This is a genomic window from Nocardia miyunensis NBRC 108239 (genome assembly GCF_001613065.1).
Lineage (GTDB): Bacteria > Actinomycetota > Actinomycetes > Mycobacteriales > Mycobacteriaceae > Nocardia > Nocardia miyunensis.
In genome coordinates, this window is sequence record NZ_BDBQ01000055.1 from 92,483 (window position 1) to 113,069 (window position 20,587).

7 protein-coding genes are annotated in these 20,587 nt (G+C 69.2%); 2 read left to right on the forward strand and 5 right to left on the reverse strand.

The window, feature by feature from the left end; genetic code table 11:
* Positions 1 to 2: 2 nt before the first annotated feature.
* From NM2_RS24640 to NM2_RS24650, 3 genes are all read right to left on the reverse strand, one after another.
* Positions 3 to 2,351 (reverse strand): CaiB/BaiF CoA-transferase family protein, encoded by a 2,349-nt coding sequence (locus NM2_RS24640; protein ID WP_067673278.1) that lies wholly within the window; start codon positions 2,349 to 2,351, stop codon positions 3 to 5.
* A 114-nt stretch (positions 2,352 to 2,465) separates the two neighbouring features.
* A complete protein-coding gene (locus tag NM2_RS24645; protein ID WP_067673279.1) occupies positions 2,466 to 3,437 on the reverse strand; it encodes an ABC transporter substrate-binding protein in 972 nt (323 codons plus the stop codon).
* 26 nt (positions 3,438 to 3,463) lie between these two features.
* Complete coding sequence (locus NM2_RS24650; protein ID WP_067673281.1) at positions 3,464 to 4,255, reverse strand: enoyl-CoA hydratase/isomerase family protein; 792 nt, start codon at positions 4,253 to 4,255, stop codon at positions 3,464 to 3,466.
* Between the two features lie 325 nt (positions 4,256 to 4,580).
* On the opposite strand from NM2_RS24650, the gene NM2_RS24655 reads away from it, so the two are divergent.
* A complete protein-coding gene (locus tag NM2_RS24655) occupies positions 4,581 to 5,279 on the forward strand; it encodes a DUF8020 domain-containing protein (RefSeq protein ID WP_067673283.1) in 699 nt (232 codons plus the stop codon).
* A 262-nt stretch (positions 5,280 to 5,541) separates the two neighbouring features.
* Here the strand turns inward: NM2_RS24655 and NM2_RS24660 are convergent, their stop codons facing one another.
* Together NM2_RS24660 and NM2_RS50970 are read right to left on the reverse strand one after the other, a co-directional pair.
* Positions 5,542 to 6,432 carry an alpha/beta fold hydrolase gene (locus tag NM2_RS24660; protein ID WP_067673286.1) on the reverse strand — a complete coding sequence of 297 codons (891 nt, stop codon included), beginning with the start codon at positions 6,430 to 6,432 and terminating at the stop codon, positions 5,542 to 5,544.
* A gap of 371 nt (positions 6,433 to 6,803) precedes the next feature.
* Entirely contained in the window at positions 6,804 to 7,013 is a 210-nt protein-coding gene (locus NM2_RS50970) for a helix-turn-helix domain-containing protein (protein ID WP_369690336.1), read from the reverse strand.
* A 588-nt stretch (positions 7,014 to 7,601) separates the two neighbouring features.
* Here NM2_RS50970 and NM2_RS24665 point away from each other — a divergent pair.
* Positions 7,602 to 20,587, forward strand: a 12,986-nt coding sequence (locus NM2_RS24665; RefSeq protein WP_245718195.1) for a type I polyketide synthase, incomplete at its 3' end; no start/stop codon positions are given.

The window sequence follows — 20,587 nt, forward strand, 5'->3', positions numbered from 1 at the left end:
GTTCAGGAGAGGATCGACGCCGCACGCAGCTGCGCGATCCGGTCAGGTGGGTACCGCAGCACGTCGTGCAGAACCGAATCGGTGTCGGCACCCAGAAGTGGTGCGGCGGTACGGATTTCACTGACCGTACGATTCATCCGGACGGGGGCGGCCTCGTGCAGGAAGGCGCCCGCGCGGGGGTGTGCGCGCCGCACGTAGAAACCGCGAGCGCGCAGATGGACATCGCTGTCGACCAGATCTCGGCCGTCCTGTACCGAGCCCGCGGGCACGTCCGCGTCTTGCAGGGTCTCGGTGACCGTCTGGACGGGCAACGTCCTGGTCCACGCGGTGATCGCCGCGGTGATCTCCGAGTCGCGCGCCCGCCGTTGTTCGGCGGTGCGGAACTCGTCGGCATCCGCCCATTCGGGGCGTTCGATCAGCTCGCACAGGGCACGCCAGTCGGCGTCGTGGCGCACCGCGATCGTCACCCAGCGATCGGAGCCCAGACAGCGGAACACGCCGTGTGGCGACCACGCGTCCTCGGCGTTCCCCTTGGGTTCGGGAACCTGCCCGGTCCCGGTCGACCGGATCACCGCGGTGCCCATGTGTGCGGCCATCGCCTCGAGCTGCGAGAGGTCCACATGCTGGCCGCGGCCGGTGCGGTCGCGGTGTTCGAGCGCGGCCAGGGTGGCCGTCGCGGCCTGCAGTCCGGCCACGATATCGCCGTGGCCGTAGATGACGCCGACCACGTCGTCGGCATCCCAACCGGTCAACGCCGTCAGACCGGTACTGGCCGAGACGATGTCCGCGTACGACACCCAGCTGCTGCGTGGCCCGGTGTGGCCCATGCCCGACATCGAGACGTACACGATGTCGGGTCGCAGTTCGCGAAGCCGCTGGTAGCCGAGCCCCATCTTCTGCAGCACCGACGAGCTGAAGTTCTCGATCACGACATCGCTGGCGGCGATCAGGTCGGCGAGTACCGCCAGACCCTCGGGTGTGCGGGTATCGAGGGTGATACTGCGCTTGTTCCGGTTGACGTCGTTGAAATAGCCGCTGGTGTCGGGATCGTCGTGCGGGCCGCGGGACAGGTGCATGGCGGGGGAGAAGCGCGTCGGGTCCGGGCGGCCCAGCGATTCGACCTTGATGACCTCGGCGCCGTGATCAGCGAGAATTCTGGTGCAGTAGGGGCCGGCCAGGACCCAGGTCAGGTCGAGCACCCGGATGCCGTCGAGGCTGCGCCTGCCGGACTGCGCGTCTTGTTTCGGGAATGAACCTGTGACAGTGCGTTTTTCGGATATCAGCGATTGGTCGGCGCCGAGCCGGGGTACCACGAGTTCACGGATCCGCCGCCCTTCCGGGAACGCGAAGCCGAAGCCCAGATCACGAGTCACCTCGTCGCCGGAGACCACATCCAGGAAGAAGTCGCGGTCGTTCAGTTGCGGATTGACGAGCAGTTCGGCGGGACCGTCCACCGCGGCCCAGGGCAGTTTGCGTTCCTGTGCGCGGACGGCGAACTCCTCTTTCGGCCATTTCGCCAGAAAGCGTTGCAGGACAGCGAAAATATGCTCCTGGTGGATTTTCCGTTCCACCGGATCGCACCAGCGCGGGTCGTCCAGGTCCTCCTGCGCTCCCTCCTCGATCAGCCAGCGCAGCGTTTCGTCCCACATCCGGGGGCTGCCGCCGAGTCCGCCGCCGAGGAAACCGTCCGCGGCGGTGAACAATCCGTGTGGCACCAGTGGATGCACCCGTCCCGGCCGACCGGGAACACGATCCTCGTGCAGGTATGCCAGGGTGCCCGCTTCCAGGCTCGCCGCGACGCACTCCTGCGCCGAGATGTCGACGAACGGCGCTGGGCCGAAACGCCGGGCGCGCAGGCCGAGCAGCGCGCCGATCGCCGCGTTGACCCCGGCCAGTTGCTCGGCCTGTCCTTCGGGCAAGCACAGCGGCGGGGCGTCGGGCGTACCGACCTGCGCCATCATGCCGCCCATCGCGGCAACCGTGAGATTCGTTGCTGCCCAAGAGCTGTGCGGGCCGGACTCGCCGAATGGCGTCACGCGAACGTGTACCGGTGAATCATGCTGGGTGGCAGGCATTTTCGATCGAACGTCGGTGCCGTCGAGCAGGATGTCCGCGCCCGCGACCAGACGCCCGAGCGCGTCCCGATCGTCCTCGGCGGCCAGATCCAGCACGACCGACCGCTTACCCGCGTGCCAGTGGGCGAACGCGTATCCGTCGAGTTCGCGGCGGGCCGGGTCGCCATCCGGGGGCTCGACCAGGATGACCTCGTAGCCCAGACCGACGAGTATTCGCCCGGCGAATCGAGTGAACGGGCTCGACAGTTCCACGACGCGGACAGTGGATTCGGCCACTGGTACTCCATTCCGTACGGTGTGCGAGCCTCCCGCGGCGCTGCACCGGGCACGACGGCCGGGGGCCGATGGAGGGTCATGATTGTGTTCTGCCGGCCGGGCCTCGCCCGGCGCCTACCGCGCGTTGCGGGGGAACCAGCCGCTGAGCATGACCCCCTGCGGATCGATCTGCCCGCTCAGCTTTCCCTGACCGCGGAAGAAGTCCACCAGTTCTCGTGCTTGCTGGATATCGGCGGACGTGAAATCGCGTCCCTTGAAATCGATCTGGGTCAGCTGGCCGCGAGCTTCGGCCGGAGTCATGTGGATGGCGTTCGCCACAGCCTTCGCCGCCCGGTCGGGATCCGCCGCGATGATGTCCGCGGCCTGCGCGATCACGCGGAACACCTGTCCGGCGAGTTTCTCGTGGCCCGAGAGCCAGCTCTGTGACGCCAGCAGCCACTGCGAGTATTTCGCGCCGAAGTTGCCTGTCGTCCCGGCGATCTGCCCGCCCGTGGCCACCGCTCGTGAGACCCAGGGATCGAAGGAGATGAACCCGTCGATATCGCCGCGTGCCAGCAGGGCGGGCTGTTCGGGAGGACTGGTCGTCACGAGGGTCACCGACGCCGGATCCAGACCCACGCTGCGCAGGTAGCGGTCGGTGAAGTACAGCCCGATACCCGGGAAGACGCCCATCTTCCGGATGGACTTCGGCGTGACGCCGTTGCGCAGCACCACCCGGAAGTATCGATCGGAATCCTCGTACACGCCGAGCGCCCGGAGTCCGGGATTACCGGCCATGACGGTGAGCGCGGTGGAGTCCGCGTTCCCGGACAGTTCCGAGGTGCCCGCCACCACGTTCTGCGCCCCGGCCGCGCCGCCCTCGGTCTGGATGACCTGCACATGCAGCCCTGCCTTGGCGAACATGCCCTCGCTGTCGGCGAGGAAGATCGGCGCGTACGAGGGGTCGACGCCGACCGAGATGCGAACCAGGTCGCCCGCGTTGCCGACAGCCTGCGTGGCCGGCCGGGTGCACGCGGTGGCGGCGATCGTGATAGCCGCGACTGTCGCCACCACGGCGACCCCGTATCGCCGGAGAACTCTGATCATGTGTGGGATCCCTTCGGATTCTCGGGTCAGCGACCGGTGAAAGTAGGCGGACGTTTGTCGAGGAACGCCTGCAGGCCCTCCGCGGCATCGGCTGTCCGGATCAGCTCGAGCACCGCCGCGAACTCGACGTCGAGTGCCTGCTCGAGTGGTAACGAAGCGCCCTCGCGCACAACGCGTTTGAGCAGACCGATCGTGCGAGTCGGCTTGGCCGCCAAAGCATGTGCGGTCGAGCGGACGCAGTCGTCGAATTCGGCGTCGGGAACCACCCGGTCCACCAGCCCGATGTGCAGCGCGTCCGTGGCGGTGAGGCGGGCGCCTTCGATCATGAGCAGCTTGGCCCGGTGCGCGCCCAGCAGCCGGGGCAAACGCTGGCTGCCGCCCGCGCCGGGAAACAAGCCGAGCGAGATCTCGGGAAAGCCGATGGTCGCGGACTCCGTCATCATCCGCATGTCACACGCCAGAGCGAGTTCGGCTCCGCCGCCCAACGCATGTCCGTTGAGGGCCGCCAGGACGGGCTTCGGTGCGGTCTCGAGCATCCGCTGGACCTCGACCCACGGACGCATCGCCCGCTGGGTGGCTTCGGTGAGTTCACGCATGACCGTGATGTCGGCGCCCGCGACGAAGAATCTGCCGGTACCTCGCAGGACGATGCACCGCACGTCGGGGTCATGCACGAGCGGCGCGAGCACCGCCAGGAATTCCGCGATCAACGCGGGATCGAAAGCGTTCGCCGGCGGGCGGTCGATCGTGACGGTCCCAACCCCGTCCGATATCTCCGGTCGGAGGAATCCGGTGACCTGTCCGGTCTTCTCGGGCATTCGGTGCCTATCTCGATGTGCGGGAACGGTCGAGGAGTGAGTATCGAGCAGCCGCCCGGTTCTGAAAACGAATGAGGTCCGCTGAGCAAACCGGAGGCGAAGTCGACCAGCCCTTGAAGTCGGCCGGTCAGCTGAGCGGACCCGATCCATTGACATCGCGCGACGCGCTGGGGCACCGTTCCAGCACTTCCTACCCGGAAGTGATGTGGGTCTCACGGAGACCGGACAGCACATCGATGGACAGATCCGCCCGGTGCTCTCGCGCCGGGCATCCGGCGCACCCGGCGCGTCGTCCAAATGAGCAGCCGGGAGGAAAGAAAAAAAGATGAGGAAAATCGTCACCGTGACTGCGGGTTTGGTGGCCGCGGTCGGGATCGCGTCCGGTTCCGCCGGCGCTGCGCCCCCGGCGCAGCACGCGGTCGGCTTCACCGCCCACGCCACCGACACCCGGTCGATCGTCACAACCGATGCCGGATCGTTGGTCGTGCAGAACGGCATTTTCAAGGTCAAGGCCGCCAACGGCACCGTGGTCGCCGGCATGCCGCTGACTTTCCGGGTCGATGACTTCGAGTTCCCGATCGCGGCCGACATCGCCGGCCGCACGGCCACCCTGACGCCGCAGTTCGACAGGGCGCACGCGACCTACAAGCCGGTCTCCCTGCCGTACGAGAACACTGCGCCGTGGAAGACCCCGTACGACCGTGAGCAGGCCGCCTGGTCGCGGTTGACCAGCACGATCACCATGGGCGCCACGCTGGGCACCTTGGTCGGCGGTCTCGGTGGCGGCGCCGTCGGCTGTGTGCTCGGCGGTATCGCCGGTGCGACGGTGGCCGCAGCGACGATCGTCGGTCTGTTCGGCGCATTCATTCCCGCGGCGGCCATCGGCTGCCTCGGCGGCATCGTCGCCGTCGGCGCGCTGGGTACCCTCGCGGGCCAGATCCTGATCACCGCACCGGCGGCGATCGCTGCCGCGGTCCAGTACTTCACCACCATCAATCAGCCCCCGGTGAACCCGGCCAAGTAGGTCCCGGAGCCGCCGGAACACAGAAATACAGGTCATCCCCGGCTTTTAGCCGGGGCTGACCTGTATTCGCGCTGTCGTCGGGATCGTGTCGCAGCACCGCGGTGCGGTATCGCTTCAGAGGCAACAGGTTCCGGGCGTCATGGCTGGATGGGCCGGGCTGTGCCCAGCAGGACGGTGCGAACAGCTTCCGGATCGGTCGTGAACTGTGCGGCCCGGGTCAGTGATTCGTCGACCATGTCGGCGAATCATTCTGCGCCGTTGTTCAACCTTCGCCGTCGCGTTGCGGCGCCCATTCCCGGATCGCGGCGATGATCTGATCGGGCGCGTCTTCCTGGATGTAGTGGCCCGCGCCTTTCAGGATGACGGTGCGATGCCGGGGAAAGACGCGCTCCCAGCGGCGACGCTCCGGTTCGCGGAACGCCACATCCTTCGTCGGCCACACCAGCAACGCGGGCTTGTCACCCAGGGCGGGCAGCCCTCGCTCGATCTCGGCGAGAAACGGTCGGCTGCCGAGGATTTCGCGAGGGAACACGTGCGTCGGACGCCTCGACTCGGACGTCGGGAACGGCCCACGGTAGGCCTCCATCACCGACTCCGATAGCTTCCGGCGGCGGACACCGAGCGGTATGAGCTTCTCGACGAAGAAGTTTCGACGCAGAATCAGGTAGCTGCCGATCGGGCCGCCCAGCGTCCGGGAGAACACCTGCGTTCCGAGATCCGATTTCGGCCAGGCCCAGGTATTGCCGATCACGAACGCGGCGAAACGATCCGGATGCCGCGTCGCGACCGCGAACCCGATCGGTCCGCCCCAATCCTGCACCATGAGCGTCACGCCCGACAGGTCGAGCTCAGTGACGAATCGCTCGACGACCCTCGCGTGCTCGGCGGGCGTGAAACCGTATTCAGGCCCCGGGCGTGAGAGGCCGAACCCGGGGTAATCCAAAGCGATGCAGCGAAATTGGCCGCCGAGATGGGTGATCAACTCACGGTAGAGAAACGACCAGGTGGGGTTGCCGTGCAGAAGTAGCAGGGGTGGACCGACGCCTTCGTCGACGTAATGGACGCGAGCGCCGGCCAGGTCGAGATAGCGGTGTTCGAAGGGGTATGAGTCTCGGGGCACCCAGGACGGAATTGCCGGTGTGTCTTCGGACATGTCGACCTCCTCGGGCGAAGCATAAGGGTGGGTGGTCGTTCGATCGGTGGACCCCTTTTCTGCGCGTCGACCGGTCGCACGGTGATCGAGCACGCCTGAAAACCCGCGGCACGGGCGCGAGGAACTCCGCGCAGATTGGCATCGCAAGCCCGCAGGGAGGGCGTGTCGGGGTCCCGCGCGGAGTTCCTCGCTGTCCCGCCGCGAGCCAGCCGGGCAGATACTCCCGGCATCGCTTCTGGTGGCATCGGTCACACATCGGTCACACTACCGCGCACCCGGGGCTTTCCTGGGAAACGAAACACCAGCTACTCCGCGCGCCCGCAGCTATACACCGGCCCGGCCTCACCGACGCATGGGGAGCGGCTGATACCTCATGCTGAGGCTGGTCGGCCCCGGGCACCTGGCCCGGTCAGTGGGTTGACCTGCCCGCGTTCCATTCTGGGTCCAGTGCCTCGAACCCCCGGTTCGTTGAAATCGTGGATCACTTGCCGCACATAGGCTTCGCTGACCTGCAGCAACCGGGCGATCGCGGGGACCGGCCCGCGTTGCGCCGAGGCCATAACCACAATGGCACGCCGCATCCTGATCGGTTGTTCGCCCCTCTGCCGGAGTCACCTCTCGCACAAACACTTCCGGCTTTCTGGCCACCGGCACCACCTCCACCGGGAGCATCGCCGGTCACAGGCTCACGATCAACTCGACACCCGGTTACCACGGCAACCTTCCTGGACGAGGCACTAGTCCCACTGTTGGCAAGCCCGGAGTGGTCAATTACTGTTCAGTAACTATGAGTCCTGTGCTGTTGTACGAACCCCGAAAGGGATCCTTGTGATAGATCACGGCGCCGTCGCGTAGATGCGTCGTACGTACCTCGCTCGGGCACTACCCCTTCTCCGCGCGCCCCAACGCTCCGGCAAACCCCGCATCGCACCGATTTCCGGTCGCTCGCGGATCGGCTGCCGCACGAAACCCGGCATACCGGAGCGGTCGGCAACCTCTGCTCCGGGCCGAAGCCGGCCGCGCGTGGATGACGCTCATATATCGTTCGGGACTCTTCGCTGGGCCGTGAACGCGTCGAAAAACGTTGTATAGAAGCAGAATTCGCACCCCGGAGCAATGGTGAGGGTTGTTCGCGAGTTCACGCGTTCATCGAGGAAGGAATTTCAGAGGTGACCGGATCGGCAAATGCCGTCGCTATCGTCGGTATGTCCTGCAGAATGCCGGGGGCGGCCGATCTCGACGATTACCGGCAACTGCTCAGAGACGGGCGTACTGCCGTCGGCGGGGCCCCGGCCGGACCGGAGGAAATCACCGAGCGCGCCGGCTTCCTCGGCGCCGCAGCCGAATTCGACGCGGACTTCTTCGGGATCTCGCCCGACGTGGTGCAGGCGATCGACTCGCGGCACCTGTCGGCGCTGGAACTCGGTTGGGAGGCGCTCGAGAACGCGGGCGTGGTCGCCCACCCGCTCGACGGCCTGCGGTGCGGTGTCTTCGTTTCCGGCGCCGAGCAGCACAGCATCGCTGAGCGCCTGTCGGCTCACTTCGGCTTCGAGGGCCCTAGCGTCGCGGTCGACGCCGCGCAGACGTCGTCGTCGCTGGTGGCGGTCCGGCTGGCATATGAGAGCCTGCGCAGCGGCGACAGCGATCTCGCGCTGGCCGGCGGGGCGCCGGAGAGCGGCGACGGTGGCGGGATGGTGGTGTTGAAACCGCTCACCCGGGCAATCGCCGACGGTGATCGGATCCATGCCGTACTTCGTGAAGGTGCGGTCGGCGACGAAAGTCGAGCGCCGAGCGCGCCGGATATCGCGAGCCTGATCGAGGCTGCATTGCGTCTGAGCCACGCGGAATCGGTGGCCGGTCCGGGCCGCACCGACCTCGGGCTGATCGTGACGCCGCCGCCGGCCGAGGAGTCCATCGCCCCGGCTGGCGGCACGGCCGCGGTGGTGCCGTGGGTGGTCTCGGCCCGAAGCGAGAGCGGCGTGCGGGCCCAGGCGGACCGGTTGCGGGAATGGCTGATGCGCCGCCCGGAGCTGGACGTGGTCGACGTGGCCCACTCGCTGCTCACCACGCGAGCCCAGATGCCTTGGCGCGGAGGCGTTGTCGGGCGGGACCGCGCGGAACTGCTGGCCGGCCTGGCGGCATTGGCCGACCCGGCCGCACCCGCCCCGGCGATCGATCCGATCACCGGCCGGTTCGAGCGGCGGCGCATCGCCTTCGTCTTTCCGGGCAATGGCAGCCAGTGGGAGGGAATGGCGCTGGGTCTGCTCGATTCGGACCGCGTCTTCGCGGAGTCGATCGCCGAATGCGAAGCGGCCCTCGCCCCGTATGTGGACTGGTCGCTGACGGCGGTGCTGCGCCGCGACGCGGACGCGCCCGCGCCGACGACCGCGGATGTGGTGCAGCCCGTGCTCTTCGCGGTGATGGTCTCGCTGGCCCGAATGTGGCGAGCGGCCGGTGTAGAGCCTGATGTCGTGGTCGGCCATTCGCACGGCGAGGTGGCCGCCGCCCATATTGCCGGTGGACTGTCGCTGGCCGATGCGGCGCGGGTGGTGGCGCTGCGGTCCCGGGCGATCGCCGACGAGCTGGTCGCACAGGGCGGAATGGCCTCGGTCGGGCTGGACGCCGGCGCGGTGCGAGAACGTCTGTCGAAGTACAAGGACCGGCTCGTGCTGGCCGCGGTGAACGGCCCGTCGCAGAGCGTGGTTTCCGGTGACGTGCCGGCACTCGAGGAGTTCCTGGCCGACTGTGCGCGCGAGCAGTTGCGGGCCCGCCGGGTAGCGATCGACTATGCGTCGCATTCGCCGGCGGTCGAGCGGATCCGGGAACGGCTGCTCGCCGAACTCGCGCCGATCCGCCCACGGTCCGGCTCGGTGCCGTATTTCTCCCCCGTCGTCGCCGACCGGGTGGATACGGCGGAACTGGACGCCGAATACTGGTATCGGTCGGAACGGGAACCGATCCGATTCGCCGATACCGTTGCGGCACTGATCGACGCGGGTATCACCGGTTTCATCGAGGTCAGTCCGCATCCGGTACTCACCATGGGTATCGCCCGGACCGCCGAGGCGGTGGGCGCCGACGGGCCGGCTGTCATCGGAACACTGCAGCGCGGCGCGGGGGACCGAGCCCGATTCCTGACCTCGCTGGTCCAGGCCTACTGCGACGGTGTGCCGGTGGACCCGGCCGTGCTGGTGCCCGGCGGAGCGCGGGTCGAACTGCCGCCGTACGCGTTTCAGCGGCCCAGCGTCCGGACCGGTGCATCGGTCGGCTCGGCAGGTCCCGATGCGGCGGCCCCGGCCTCCGCGGGCGGCGGCGCGGGGGACGACAGCCCGCTTGCCCGCATTCTGCTGGCTGCCCCCGAATATCAACGTCCGACAATCGCTCTCGATATCGTTCGCGAACATGCTGCCGCGGTGTTGGGCCACGACTCTGCCCGGACGATCCGGCCCGACCTGCCGTTCACCGATCTCGGTTTCGACTCCGTCAGTGGGCTCGAACTGCAGAACCGGCTGAAGCGGGTCACCGGTGTAGCGCTGCCGGCGTCGCTCGTCTTCGACCATCCGACCGCGAACGCGGTGGCCGCTCTGCTGCACGCCCGGGTCACCGGCACCGACCGGGGGACGCACCGGGCGACACGACGGACGAGCACGGACGAACCGATCGCCATCGTCGGTATCGGTGCCCGATTCCCCGGTGGTGTGCGGTCGGCCGAGGACCTGTGGGACCTGACCGCCGAGGCCCGGGATGTGATCGGCGATTTCCCTACCGACCGGGACTGGGACCTGGAGCGGTTGTTCGATCCCGATCCGGGCACGCCCGGAACGGTGTACACCCGCCGCGGCGGATTCCTCAGTGACGCAGGCGATTTCGACCCGGAATTTTTCGGTATCAGTCCCCGCGAAGCGTCGGCGATGGACCCGCAGCAGCGACTGTTTCTCGAAACGTCGTGGGAGGCGCTGGAGGACGCGGGGATCGACCCGACGTCGTTGCGCGGCAGTGACACCGCGGTATTCGTCGGCGCCTGCTCCTCGGGCTACTCGCGCAGGGTGACCGGCGAGCTGGAGGGGTACCGGCTGACCGGCACTTCGCACAGCGTCGTCTCGGGTCGCGTGGCATACGTGCTCGGGCTGGAAGGTCCGGCCGTGACGGTGGATACGGCATGCTCGTCGTCGCTGGTGGCCCTGCATCTGGCCTGCCGGGCGCTGCGCCAGGGCGAGACGTCGCTGGTGCTGGCCGGCGGTGTGACCGTTGCGGCGAGTCCGTATCTGTTCGTGGACTTCGCCCGCCAGCGTGGACTGTCTCCCGTCGGCCGGTGCAAGGCGTTCTCGGCCGATGCGGACGGCGTGGTGTGGTCCGAGGGCTCGGGCGTGCTCGTACTCGAGCGGCTTTCCGACGCGCAGCGGCTCGGCCACCACGTTCTGGCCGTTGTTCGCGGTAGTGCGGTCAACCAGGACGGCGCGAGCAACGGATTGACCGCCCCGAACGGGCCGTCGCAGGAGCGGGTGATCGCGCAGGCCCTCGCCGACGCCGGGATCTCGGCCGCCGCGGTGGACGCGGTGGAGGCACACGGGACCGGCACCACCCTGGGCGATCCGATCGAAGCGCAGGCGCTGATCGCCGCGTACGGCCAGGGGCGTGATGCCCGGGAGCCGGTGCGGATCGGTTCGGTGAAGTCGAATATCGGCCACACCGTGGCGGCCGCCGGGGTCGCCGGTGTGATCAAGATGGTGCAGGCCCTGCGGCACGAGCGGCTGCCGCGCACGTTGTACGCCGAAACGCCCTCGCCCCATGTGGATTGGTCCGCGGGGGCGGTGCGGCTGCTGACCGAGCCCGAACCATGGGTGGCCGGCGACCGGGTGCGGCGGGCTGGGGTCTCGTCGTTCGGGATCAGCGGCACCAACGCGCATCTGATTCTCGAAGAAGCACCGGACGCCGTGCCCGTGGCGGCCGCGGACGACCACGCGGCTGCTCTGCCTGTCGTTCCGCTGCTGGTGTCGGGCAAGGGGGAGGCCGGACTGCGCGCGCAGGCTGCTCGGCTGTGGGCCTGGCTCTCGGAGCGGCCGGAGCTGGATATCGCCGACGCCGCCTACGCACTCGCGACATCGCGGGCGCAGCTCGAGTCGCGCAGTGTGATCCTGGGGCGCGATCGGGACGAGGTGCTGGAGAGGCTGGCGAATTTCGCCGAAACCGGAACCGGCACCGGGGTGATCGACGGCGTCGTCGGCTCGGGCCGCACGGCCTTCCTGTTCACGGGGCAGGGCGCCCAGCGGGTCGGGATGGGTTCGGGTCTGTACCAGGCGTTTCCGGTATTCGCGGCGGCATTGGACGAGGTGTGTGCGCACTTCGACCCGTTGCTCGGCCGTTCGCTGCGCGAGCTGATGTTCACCGATACCGGGGATGTGCTGGATCGGACCGAGTTCACCCAGCCCGCGCTGTTCGCCTTCGAGGTGGCGCTGTATCGCCTGCTGGAATCGTTCGGCCTCACGCCGGACGTGCTGATCGGCCATTCGATCGGAGAGGTCGCGGCCGCCTATCTCGCGGGCCTGTGGTCGACCGCGGACGCCTGCCGGTTGGTGGCGGCGCGTGGTCGCCTGATGGGTGCGCTGCCGCCGGGCGGCGCGATGCTGGCCGTCGAGGCAGCCGAACCGGACGTGAACGAGGTCGTCGCGCGGTATTCCGGACACGTGTCCATCGCCGCGGTGAACGGGCCCGAGGCCCTCGTGGTTTCGGGAACGGCGACGGCGGTCGCCGAGATCGAGGCGCTGTTCGTCCGGCGCGGGCGCAAGACGTCGCGACTGCGGGTCGGGCACGCGTTCCACTCGGCGCTCATGGAGCCGATGCTGGACGAATTCGCCTCTGTCGCAGCTGAATTGACATATAGTCGGCCGCGCCTGCCGGTGGTGTCGAATCTGTCCGGCCTGCTCGCCGGAGACGAGCTGCTGGAGCCGTCCTACTGGGTGCGGCACGTGCGAGAAGCGGTGCGCTTCGCGCCGGGGATCGAGACGCTGATCGCCTCGGGAGTGCGTCGATTCCTGGAGGTCGGTCCCGACGGCGTGCTCACCGCGCTGACCCGGCAGACCCTCGGGGAAAGCGCGGAGTCGGTGGTGATGGCGGCCGCGCGCCGGGACCGCGAAGAGGCCGTGCAGTTGTCGACGATGTTGGCGCAGGCTCACACATCCGGTGTCCGGGTCGATTGGACGGCGCTGTTCCCCGCTCGCCCGCGGCATCGAATTCCGCTGCCCACGTACGCGTTCCAGCGTCGGCGCTTTTGGCTGCCCGATGTCGCGGAGAACGCCGATGTGCGGCTGACGGGACTGGACCGCACCGAACATCCGCTCGTGGGTGCGGCGGTGTGGCTGCCGGACGCGGACGGGGTGGTGCTGGCGGGCCGGCTGTCGCTATCGAGTCATCCATGGTTGGCCGATCACGTGATCGGCGGTTCGGTCGTGGTGCCGGGGACGGCATTCGTGGAGCTGGCGCTGCACGCCGGGGCGGTGGTCGGCAGCCCGCGACCGGCCGAGCTCATCGTCACCGCCCCGCTGATCGTGCCCGCGACGGGCGCCGTCGAACTACGGGTGATGGTGAGCGGTCCCGATGCGGGCGGTTCCCGGCAGCTGTCGGTGCATTCGCGGCCCCAGCACGACGTCGAAGCGGAGCGGGCACCCTGGGTGCGCCATGCCACGGGAACGCTTGTGGCACAAGCGCCCTCGTCTCCCGCGCAACAGCCGGACACCCGGCCGCCGGCCGCGGCGCAGCCGGTGTCGATCCACGACGCCTATACAGAGCTGGCCGGGCGCGGCTACGACTACGGTCCCGCTTTTCGTGGGCTGACCGCACTGTGGCGGCACAACGGCGAGATTTTCGCCGAATTGACGTTGCCGGAGCAGGCGCAGTCCCCGGACGGCCGAACGACGGGGTACCCCTCGGCGGGCCGATTCGGTGTGCATCCGGCGTTGCTGGATGCGGTTCTGCACGCTCTGCTCGCCGGCGGCCTGGTGGACGCTTCGACGCCGGATACGATTCTGGTGCCGTATTCATGGGAGAACATCGACCTCCGTGCCGTGGGGGCCACCTCGCTGCGGGCCCGGTTGGCGGCGGCCGATGCCGGGGGCGGTGATCGGCGGATCACGGTGTCGCTCACGGATTCCCACGGCGCGCCCGTTGTCGGGATCGGTGCGGTGACCATGCGCCCGATTCCCGTCGGAGCACTCGGCGACGCGGCGGCGGATCGGTCCGGCTTGTATCGAATCAATTGGGAACCCGCGCCGCAGGATGCGGCGGACCCGTCCGCATCGACTCTCGCCGCGCTGTCGGGCGCGAATGTCGCCGGCGTTGCCGAGACGTATACCTCGCTCGCCGACATCGTTGTGGCCGAAGAACTTCCGGCCGCGGTCATCTGGCGGGCGCCCGTCCATGCCGTCGGCAGCGATCCCGCGGCGATGGACCCGGGCCCGGTCCGGACCGGGGTGCACGCCACCCTGGCGATGGTGCGGTCGTGGCTCGCGGCGGAACGGATGTCCGATGTCCGGTTGGTGGTGGTCACCACGGGCGGATCCGGGCCGGTCGGCGCGGGTGCGCACCCGGCCGCCGCGGCGGTGTGGGGATCGGTGCGCAGCGCGCAGTCGGAGCATCCGGATCGGTTCGTGCTGATCGACGAGGACCCCGCCGAGCCGCTGTCGGCCGACCGCGTCGCCGCGGTCCTGCGTTCGGGGGAGCCTCAGGTCGCGGTGCGCGACGGGCAGATTCTGGTGCCCCGGCTGACACGAGCCCCCGCGCCGGTGGCGAAGCCGACGACGCCGCTGGCGGACGCGACGGTGCTGATCACCGGCGGCACGGGTGGTCTCGGCGCCGTGTTCGCCCGTCACCTCGTCGCCGAACACGGTGTGCGACGGCTGGTGCTGACATCGCGGCGCGGTCACGAAGCGCCCGGTGCGGCCGCGTTGGTGCGCGAGTTGACGCAGGCCGGCGCGGATGCCCGCGTGGTCGCCTGCGATGTCGCCGACCGGGACGCGGTACGAGATTTGCTGGGCACCATCGCAGCCGACGACCGGTTGGCTGTCATCCATACCGCCGGGGTCTTGGACGACGGAACCGTGGAATCGCTGACCGCCGAACAGGTGGATCGAGTTCTGGCGCCGAAGGTGGACGGGGCGTGGCATCTGCACGAGCTGACCCGGGACCGCGATGTCGCGGCGTTCGTGCTGTTCTCGTCGATCGCGGGGGCGCTCGGCTCGGCTGGGCAGAGCAACTACGCGGCGGCGAACGGCTACTTGGATGCGCTGGCGCAGCGGCGGCGGGACGCGGGCCTGACGGCCACAGCGCTGGCCTGGGGGCCGTGGAAACAGGACAGCGGCATGACCGGTGAACTCGACCGCGCGGCCGTGGCGCGCTGGGAGCGAATGGGTTTCGGTCAGCTCGACGATGCCGAGGGCGTGCGGCTGTTCGACCAGGCCCTCGCCCATCCCGAGGCGCAGCTGGCTCCGATCCGGTTCGATGCGACGGCAGTGCGCCGGCAGACCGATGCCGCCGCGGTTTCCGCGGTCCTGCGCGGCTTCACGCGGCGCGTATCCGTGCCGGTGGCCCGGACGCCCGGCTCGCTCGGCGCCCGCTTGGCCGCGGCGCCCGACGCCCGGCGCGCAGAGCTGGTACTCGACCTCGTGCGAGAGCACGCGTCCGCGGTGCTGGGCTACACCTCGCCCAGCGAGGTCGATGTCGAAAAGCCTTTCAGCGTCATGGGTTTGGACTCGCTGGGCGGTGTGGAGTTGCGTAACCGGCTCGGCAAGGCGACGGGCGTGCGGCTGCCCTCGACCCTGGTATTCGACCACCCCACACCGGCGGCGGTGGCGGCGTTCGTGCGGTCGCTCGTGGAACAGAAGACGGCGGACGGGTCCGCCGGCGCAGCCGCGGACCGCGGCGCGACACCGATCCGCGCGGACGAACCGATCGCCATCGTCGGGATGGCGTGTCGCTATCCGGGTGGTGTCGGATCGCCGGACCAGCTGTGGGACCTGCTGATGTCGGAAACCGACGCGATCAGCGAGTTTCCCACCGATCGCGGGTGGGATCTCGAGCGGCTGTTCGATCCCGATCCGGAGCATTCCGGGACGTCCTATATCCGTGAGGGTGGATTCCTCACCGGCGCAGGCGATTTCGATGCCGGATTCTTCGGGATCGGGCCCCGGGAGGCGTCCGCGATGGATCCTCAGCAGCGGCTGCTGCTCGAGGTGGCGTGGGAAGCGTTGGAGGATGCGGGAATCGACCCGGCCTCGTTGCGGGGCAGCGATACCGGTGTCTACACGGGCGTGATGTACCAGGACTACGCGGAGGTGACGCGTAAGGCCGGGGCCGAGGTCGAGGGCTATGCCGTCACCGGTGTCATGGGGAGCGTGGCGTCGGGGCGGGTGTCGTACGCGCTGGGTTTGGAGGGACCGGCGCTGACCGTCGACACCGCGTGTTCGTCATCGTTGGTGGCGTTGCATACCGCGTGCCGCGCATTGCGCCAAGGAGAGAGCTCACTGGCACTGGTGGGTGGCGCGACGGTGATGGCGACACCGATGGTGTTCGTGGAGTTCTCGCGGCAGCGCGGTTTGGCCCGGGATGCCCGGTGCAAGTCGTTCTCGGCGGCCGCGGACGGGATCACCTGGTCGGAGGGGGCGGCGATGCTGGTGGTCGAGCGATTGTCCGATGCGCGGCGGCTGGGCCACGACGTCCTTGCCGTCGTGCGCGGGTCGGCGGTGAATCAGGACGGAGCGAGCAACGGCCTGACCGCGCCGAACGGTCCTTCCCAGGAGCGAGTGATCATGGCGGCGTTGGCCGATGCCGGTCTGACGCCGTCGGATGTGGACGCGGTGGAAGCACACGGGACCGGGACACCACTGGGTGATCCGATCGAGGCGAACGCGTTGCTCGGCACCTACGGACAGCACCGGTCGCAGCCGCTGCTGCTCGGCTCGTTGAAGTCGAATATCGGCCATGCGCAGGCCGCCGCCGGGGTGGGCGGCGTGATCAAGATGGTGCAGGCGCTGCGGCATCGGATGTTGCCCCGGACCCTGCATGTGGACGAGCCCAGCCCGCACGTGGATTGGTCGGCCGGTGCGGTCGAGTTGCTGACCCGCGCCCGGCCCTGGCAGGACGACGGGCGCGTCCGGCGTGCCGGGGTGTCGTCGTTCGGGATCAGCGGCACCAACGCGCATGTGATTCTCGAGGAAGCGCCCGTGCCGGCCGGGGCGTCGGGCTCCGAGTCCGGGCCGGACCACCCGCGGCCCGTCGACGCCGACCGGATCTTCACCTGGGTGGTGTCCGCACAGAGCCGGGAAGCGCTGCCGGAGCAGGCGGTTCGCCTCGCGCAGTGGGTGGGGTCGCATCCGGATGCGCAGCCGGGCGATATCGCGCATTCACTGTTGCGGCACCGCTCGCAGCTGGAGTGGCGCGCTGCGGTGGTGGCACGGGAACCGGCGGATCTGGCGGCCGGTGTGGCGCGGCTCGCCGAATCGGCTTCCGGCGCCGACGGCGTCGTGTCCGGGCGTGCCGTCGCGCGTCGGGTGGCATTCGTGTTTCCGGGGCAGGGCAGCCAGTGGATGGGTATGGCCGCCGAATTACTCGCCGCGGGTGGGGTATTCACGGAGGCGATCGCCGAGTGTGAGGCCGCGCTGGCACCGTTCGTCGATTGGTCGTTGACCGCGGTGCTGCGCGGGGAGCCGGACGCGGCCGCACTGGAACGAGTGGATGTGGTCCAACCGGTGCTGTTCGCGGTGATGGTGTCGCTGGCGCGGCTGTGGCGGGCGAACGGGGTGGAACCCGTTGCGGTGCTGGGACATTCGCAGGGCGAGATCGCCGCCGCCGTGGTCGCCGGCGGGTTGTCGACCGCCGATGGCGCCCGGGTGGTCGCCCTGCGTTCCCGGATCGTCGCCGAGGAGCTCGCGGGCTACGGCGGCATGGCCTCGGTGCGCTTGACCACCGAGGCGGTACAGCAGCGTATTGCCGGATTCGGCGACCGGATCTCGGTGGCGGCGGAGAACGGTCCGGGCGAAACCGTGGTGTCCGGCGAGGCATCCGCACTGGACGAGTTCGTCGCCGCCTGTGCGGCCGATGGTGTGTGGGTACGGCGGATTCCGGTGGACTACGCATCGCATTCGATTGCGGTGGAAGCGATTCGGGATCGAGTGACGGCGGAGCTGGCCGCCGTCGAGCCGATGCCGGGTTCGGTGCCGTTCTTCTCGACGGTGTCCGCGGACTATGTGGATACCGAGCAGTTGGATGCCGACTACTGGTACCGGGGGCTACGCGCGCAGGTGCGGTTCGCGGAATCGGTGGCGGCATTGGCCCGGGCCGGGGTGAACGCATTCATCGAGGTGAGCCCGCACCCGGTCCTGACGGTCGGGATGGCTTCGACCGTGGAATCGCTCGGGATGGCCGACCGGGTGGCGGTGTTCGGCACGTTGCAGCGTGATCGCGGGGGTCCGGAGCAGATCGCCGTGGCGCTGGCGCAGGCGCATTGTGTGGGCGTGGCAGTGGCGCCCGCGGCGCTGGCCTCCCACGCCGATCGGGTGGCGTTGCCGACCTACGCGTTCGAGCACCGGCGGTACTGGCTGCGGCCCGGCGTCGCGCCCGACGTGCGGCAATCTGGTCTGGCCGAAGCCGGACATCCTCTGCTGGGCGCGATGCTGCGACTGCCGGATTCACCCGACGTGGTCTTCACCGCCAGGCTCTCCACGGCCGATCAGCCGTGGCTGGCCGACCACGCCGTCGCGGGCGTCGCCCTGCTTCCCGGCGCCGCGCTCGTGGAGCTGGCGTTGCACGTCGGAACGCTGCTGGGAACCCCGCGGGTGGCGGAATTGGTGCTCGAGGCGCCGCTGCCGGTGCCTACCACCGGTGCGGTCGAATTGCGGGTCATGGCAGGCGGTCCCGATGAGACCGGGGCACGGCCGGTGACGGTGTACTCCCGTGCGCACGACGCCGACGAATCCGAGGAATGGACGCGGCATGCGGTGGGATCGGTCACCGCGCAGACGGACACCCCATCGGCCGACTCGGGAACGGCCGCCTGGCCGCCCGCGGGGGCGACGGCGATGCCGGTCGCGGATGCGTATGCGGTCCTGGCCGAGCGGGGATACGAGTACGGGCCGGTGTTCCAGGGACTCACGGCGCTGTGGCGGCGCGATGACGAGGTGTTCGCCGAGGTCGCGCTGCCGGAAACGGCGCGGCCGCACGGCGGTGAGTTCGGGATTCATCCCGCCCTGCTGGATGCCGCGCTGCACGCGATCCTCCTGGGCGACTTGCTCGCCGACGCCGGCCCCGATGCCGTGGCCGTTCCGTTCTCGTGGGAGAACGTCGAGCTGTACGCGACCGGGGCGACGTCGTTGCGGGTACGAGCGGCACGCTCCGGCAGCGATCGAATCGCCGTGACCGTGACCGATGCCGCGGGCGCGGTGGTGGCCGAGGTGGCGGCGCTGACGCTGCGGCAACTCCCGATCGACACGCTCCTGGGTGCTGCCCGCCGTCGCAGTGACGGCGTCGGTTACCGAGTGGAATGGGTGGCACTGCCGTCCCCGGACGAACCGGGCGACGTCGATGTCGAGGGCCCCGCACAGGACGAGGAAGTCGTGACGGTGGCAGGCCGGCGGGTGATGGTCGTGCGCTTCGATCCCGTCCGTTCGGCGAGCGGCAGCACAGCCGGCGATCTCCCTGCGGCCGTGCGGGATTCGGTCACCGAACTGACGGTGCGAATGCAGCGGCTGCTGGCGCGCGACGAACCGATCGTGGTGGTGACCCACCAGGCGGTGGCCACGCATCCGGGCGAATCGGTGGAGCTGTCCGCGGCCGCCGCGTGGGGTCTGTTGCGAACGGCGCAGAGTGAGCACGCGGATCGAATCCTGGTCGTCGACGTCGACGACCAGGATGATTATCGGCGTGCCGTGGCGGTGGCCATGGCGATCGGTGACGAGCCCCAGCTGGCCGTCCGGCGCGGGGCGTTGTATTCCCCCCGGCTCAGCCGCGGTCCGGGCGATCTCGTCGGCGCGAGCGAGCTCATTCGCTCGCGGGCATGGCGGTTGGCCCATTCTGGTAAAGGCACCTTGACCGGTGACAACCTCGCCCTGGTGGAGACGCCGGAGGAGTTGCGGGAGCTGGCCCCCGGTCATGTTCGGATCGCGCTGCGCGCGGCGGGTGTGAACTTCCGCGATGTGCTCATCACCCTGGGCATGGTGTCGGATGCGACTGCCGGATCCCAGTCGATCAGCGCGACCATCTGCGTCGAGGGCGCCGGCGTCGTGCTGGAGGTGGCGCCGGACGTCACCGAATTCGCGCCGGGCGACCGGGTTTTCGGATTCACGTCGGGGGCCGGCGCGGTGACGGTCACCGATCGGCGACTGCTCGCCCGGATACCGCGCGGCTGGTCCTTCGCCCAGGCTGCCGCGGTTCCGGTGGTGTACGCAACCGCCTATTACGGCCTCGTCGATCTGGCCGGGGCACAGCCGGGCCAGACGCTGCTGCTGCACGCGGCCACCGGGGGCGTCGGCCTGGCGGCGATTCGATTGGCTCGGCATCTGGGGTTGCGGGTGTTGCCGACGACGAGCCGGTCCAAATGGGATGTGTTGCGCGCGCTGGGATTCGACGATTTCGAGATCGGTGATTCGCGCACCCTGGATTTCGAGCAGAAGTTCTTCGACGCCACCGCCGGACGCGGCGTGGACATCGTCTTGAATTCGCTGACGCTCGAATTCGTGGACGCGTCGTTGCGGCTGATGCCGCACGGCGGCAAGTTCATCGAGATGGGTCACCTCGACGAGCGTGACCCCGGGCAGGTGGCCGCCGATCACCCCGGCGTGGACTACCACCACTTCATGCTCCTGGACGTGCCGCCGGATCGGTTGGGCCAGATCCTGACCACCGTCGTCGAACTCTTCGACGCCGGTAACCTGACGCCCTCACGGATCACCGCGTGGGATCTACGCCAGGCGCCGGAAGCGTTCCGCCATATGAGTCAGGCTCGGCATATCGGCAAGAACGTGCTCACCGTGCCGGCCCCGCTGCGGCCCGAGGGCACCGTGCTGATCACCGGGGGTACGGGCGGCCTGGGCGCCGTGATCGCGCGGCAGCTGATCACCGAATACGGTGTACGCCGACTGGTGCTCACCGGCCGGCGCGGCCCCGCGGC